This is a genomic window from Planomonospora parontospora, assembly GCA_014647935.1.
Lineage (GTDB): Bacteria > Actinomycetota > Actinomycetes > Streptosporangiales > Streptosporangiaceae > Planomonospora > Planomonospora parontospora.
On record BMQD01000070.1, the window covers coordinates 1 to 4332 of the forward strand.

Sequence of the window (4332 nt, forward strand, 5' to 3'; positions counted from 1 at the left end):
GACATCGGCCAGGCCCGGCTCCGCACCGGCCGCCAGATGCTCCGCCAACCGCCCCGCCTGCTCGAAGAGCCCCTTCGCGGTGGCCGCGGACAGCACGAGCGGGACGCGCCCCGGTCCGGCCTCCGGCCGCTCCGGAGCCGCGGGAACCTGCTCGGGAACGGTCTCCTCCTCGACCGCGGGAGGCTCTTCGATGATCATGTGGGCGTTGGTGCCGCTCAGCCCGAACGACGACACGCCCGCCCGGCGCGGATGGCCGTTCCGCTTCCACTCGCGCGCCTCGGTCAGCAGCTCCACCCGGCCTTCCGACCAGTCGACCTGCGGCGTCCGCTCCTCGGCGTGCAGCGTCTTCGGCAGCACGCCGTTCCGCAGCGCCATGACCATCTTGATCACACCGGCGACGCCCGCCGCCGCCTGGGCGTGGCCCATGTTGGACTTGATCGAGCCCAGCCAGAGCGGCCGGTCCTCCGGCCGATCCTGGCCGTAGGTCGCCAGCAGCGCCTGCGCCTCGATCGGGTCGCCCAGCCGGGTGCCGGTACCGTGCGCCTCGACTGCGTCCACGTCCTTCGCGGAGAGCCCTGCGACGGCCAGCGTCCGCTGGATCACCCGCTGCTGCGACGGTCCGTTCGGCGCGGTCAGCCCGTTGGAGGCGCCGTCCTGGTTGATCGCCGTACCCCGCACGACGGCCAGGACGGGGTGCCCGTTGCGGCGCGCGTCCGACAGCCGCTCCAGCAGGACCAGTCCGAGTCCTTCCCCCCAGCCGGTGCCGTCGGCACCCGCACCGAACGACCTGCACCGGCCGTCCGGGGACAGCCCCCGCTGCCTGCTGAAGTCGATGAAGACATCCGGGGTGGGCAGCACCGTCACGCCGCCGGCCAGCGCCATCGTGACCTCTCCCTGGCGCAGTGCCTGGCACGCCATGTGCAGCGCCACGAGGGAGGAGGAGCACGCGGTGTCGACGGTGACGGCCGGGCCCTCGAGCCCGAGTGTGTAGGCGACGCGACCGGAGGCGATGCTGCCGGCGCTGCCGTTGCTCAGGTAACCGGCGAGATCGTCGGGCACCTCGGCCAGGCGGCTGCCGTACTCGTTGTACATGATGCCGACGTAGACGCCCGTCTGGCTTCCCCGCACCGACTTCGGGTCGATGCCCGCCCGCTCGAGCGTCTCCCAGGACGCCTGGAGCAGCAGGCGCTGCTGCGGGTCCATCGCCAGCGCCTCGCGGGGCATGATCCCGAAGAACTCGGGGTCGAACTCGGCGGCGTCGTGCAGGAACCCGCCCGCCCGGACATAGGTCTTCCCCTCGGTGCCCGGTTCGGGATCGAACACTCCCTCGACGTCCCAGCCGCGGTCCGCCGGGAAATCGGTGATCGCGTCCCGGCCTTCGGCGACCAGCCGCCAGAGGTCCTCCGCGGAGCGGACGTCTCCCGGGAAGCGGCAGCTGATCGCGACGATCGCCACCGGGTCGTCCTGCTGCGCGGCGGGGACGGGGATCGCGGGAGCGGCCCCCTCGGCGACGGTTCCGGAGAACCTGGTCGCGAGATACCCGGCCACGGAGCGCGACGTCGGGTAGTCGAACACGAGGGTCGCGGGCAGCTTCAAACCGGTCGCCGCGTTGAGCTCGTTGCGCAGCTCGACCGCGGCGAGGGAGTCGAACCCGAGTTCCCTGAAGGCCCGGTCGGGACCGACCGCCTCCGGGCCGGTGTGGCCGAGGACCTTGGCCACATGGCCGCGGACCACCTCCAGCAGCAGGCGGTCCCGCTCCGCGCCGGCCAGTCCGGCGATCCGCCGCCCCAGCGCGTTCCCGTCCGCGTGCCCTTCCCCGGAGCGCGCGGTACGGCGGGCGGCACCGCGTACGAGGCCTCGGAGCAGGGCCGGTAGGTCGCCGCCCCTGCCGCGCAGGGCCGTACGGTCGACCTTGACGGCCGCCAGCACGGGCTCGTCCGCGAGGACGGCCGCGTCGAACAGGGCCAGGCCCTCCCGCACCGAGACGGCGGGCAGGCCCAGGCGGCTCACCCTGTCCAGGTCGGCGGCGGTGAGCTCTCCGCCGAGGCCGGTGTTGACCTCCCAGAGGCCGTAGGCGACGGCGGTGGCCGGCAGGCCCTGGGCCCGGCGGTGCGCCGCCAGCCCGTCCAGGAACACGTTCGCCGCCGCGTAGTTGCCCTGACCCGCCGCCAGCACCATCCCGCCCGCCGAGGAGAACAGCACGAACGCCGACAGGTCCAGTTCCTCCGTCAGCTCGTGCAGGTGCCAGGCCGCGTCCGCCTTCGGCCGCAGCACGGTGTCGATCCGTTCCGGCGTCAGCGTGCCCACCAGCCCGTTGTCCGCCACCCCCGCCGCGTGCACCACGCCCCGCAGCGGATGCTCGGCGGGAACCGCCGCCAGCAGATCCGCCAGCGCCTGCCGGTCGGCCACGTCACAGGCCGCCACCGTCACCCGCGCCCCCAGCGCGGACAACTCCTCGACCAGCCCGACCGCGCCCGGCGCCTCCAGACCCCGCCGGCTGGTCAGCACCAGATGCCGCACCCCGTGCACCGCCACCAGATGCCGCGCCACCAGCGCACCCAGACCACCCGTGCCGCCGGTCACCAGCACCGTGCCGTCCGCACCCCACACCGGAGCAGGCCCGTCCGCACCCGGTCGTCCCGCAGCCGCCTGATCGACCCGCGTGTCCGCCGAGGTCTCTGCCGCCACCCCGCCTGATGGGACAGGCGCCGAGGCCGCGCCCGGCACCCGCACCAGACGCGGCACCCGCAGCTCATCGCCCCGCAGTGCCATCTCCGGCTCGTCCGAGGCCGCGACCGCCGGAACCAGAACCGAGGCCAGAACCGACCCGGCCACGCCGCCACCGGTGTCCCGGCCACCGGCCCCGACCTCGATGCCCACGTCGACCAGTGCGAAGCGGCCCGGGTTCTCCGCCTGCGCCGCCCGCACCAGACCCCACACCGGAGCCAGCCGCACGTCCACGTCCTCACCCGGCAGCGCCACCGCGCCCCGCGTCACCACCACCAGCCGCGACGCCGCGAACCGCTCCTCGGCCAGCCACGCCTGCACCACCCCCAGCACCTCGCCCACGACCGACCGCACCCCCTCGGGCACGTCCGTCTCGGGCACCGGGCACTCGAACACCACCGTCCCGGGCACCTCGGCCCCCTCCGCCAGCGTCCCCCAGCTCGCCCACGGCACCGGGCTCGACGGCACCGGAGCCGGGACCCACTCGACCCGGAACAGCGAGTCGGAGAGTCCTCCGCGGGCGGCGTCGAGCTGTTCGGCGGAGACCGGCAGGGAGACCAGGGAGTCCACCGTCGCCACCGGCCGTCCGGTCTCGTCCGCGATCTCGATCGCCGAGACCTCCTCGCCCCGCAGCCGGTGGATGCGCACGCGCACGGCCGAGGCGCCGGCGGCGTGCAGCCTCACCCCGTTCCAGGTGAAGGGCAGGAGCGTCGCCCCTCCGTCCGGGTCGCGGTCGACGACGAGGTCGGCGTGCATGGCGCTGTCGAGCAGCGCGGGGTGCAGCCCGAACCTGCCCGCCTCCTCACGTTCCTGCTCGGGCAGCGCCACCTCGGCGAACACCTCGTCCCCGCGCCGCCAGGCCGCCTTCAGCCCCTGGAACGCCGGGCCGTACCCGTAGCCTCTGGCCAGCAGGTGCTCGTAGGCGCCGTCCACGTCCACCGGCACCGCGCCCGCCGGAGGCCACTGGGTCAGGTCGAAGGAGGGCGGCGGGCCGTCCGCGGCAAGGGTGCCGCTCGCGTGCCGGGTCCAGGACGGATCACCGCTCTCGGGCCGGGAATAGACGGCGACGGAACGCGTGCCCGAGGAGTCGTCCGCACCCACGACCACCTGGATCGCGACCGCACCGCGCTCGGGCAGCACCAGCGGCGCCTCCAGCGTCAGCTCCTCGACCGTGCCGCAGCCGACCTGGTCACCGGCCCGAATCGCCAGCTCCACGAATCCGGTGCCCGGCAGCAGCACGCTGCCCAGCACGTCGTGGTCGGCGACCCAGCGCTGGACGTCGGCGGAGAGGTGGCCGGTCAGCACGACTCCGCCGGACTCGGGCGATGCGAGGGCGGCGCCGAGCAGCGGATGCTGAACGGTCTCCAGCCCGGCGGAGGACACGTCGCCCGCGGTGTTCCCGGCCTTCAGCCAGTACCGCTTGCGCTGGAAGGCGTAGGTGGGCAGTTCCACCGACGGCATACGGCGGTCGGGGAAGAAGGACTCCCAGTCCACGGCCATGCCATGCGCGTAGGCCCGACCCAGCCCGGTCAGCAGCGCTTCGGCCTCGCCCCGGCCCCGCCGCTGCAGCCCCACCACCGCAGAACCCGCACCAGCCGCAGACCC

At 74.4% G+C, this 4332-nt stretch carries 1 protein-coding gene; it reads right to left on the reverse strand.

From position 1 onward, the window contains the following. On the reverse strand, nt 1–4305 hold a 4305-nt coding region (locus IEZ07_RS35075), incomplete at its 3' end, for a type I polyketide synthase (RefSeq protein WP_301549383.1). Nucleotides 4306–4332: the final 27 nt, after the last annotated feature.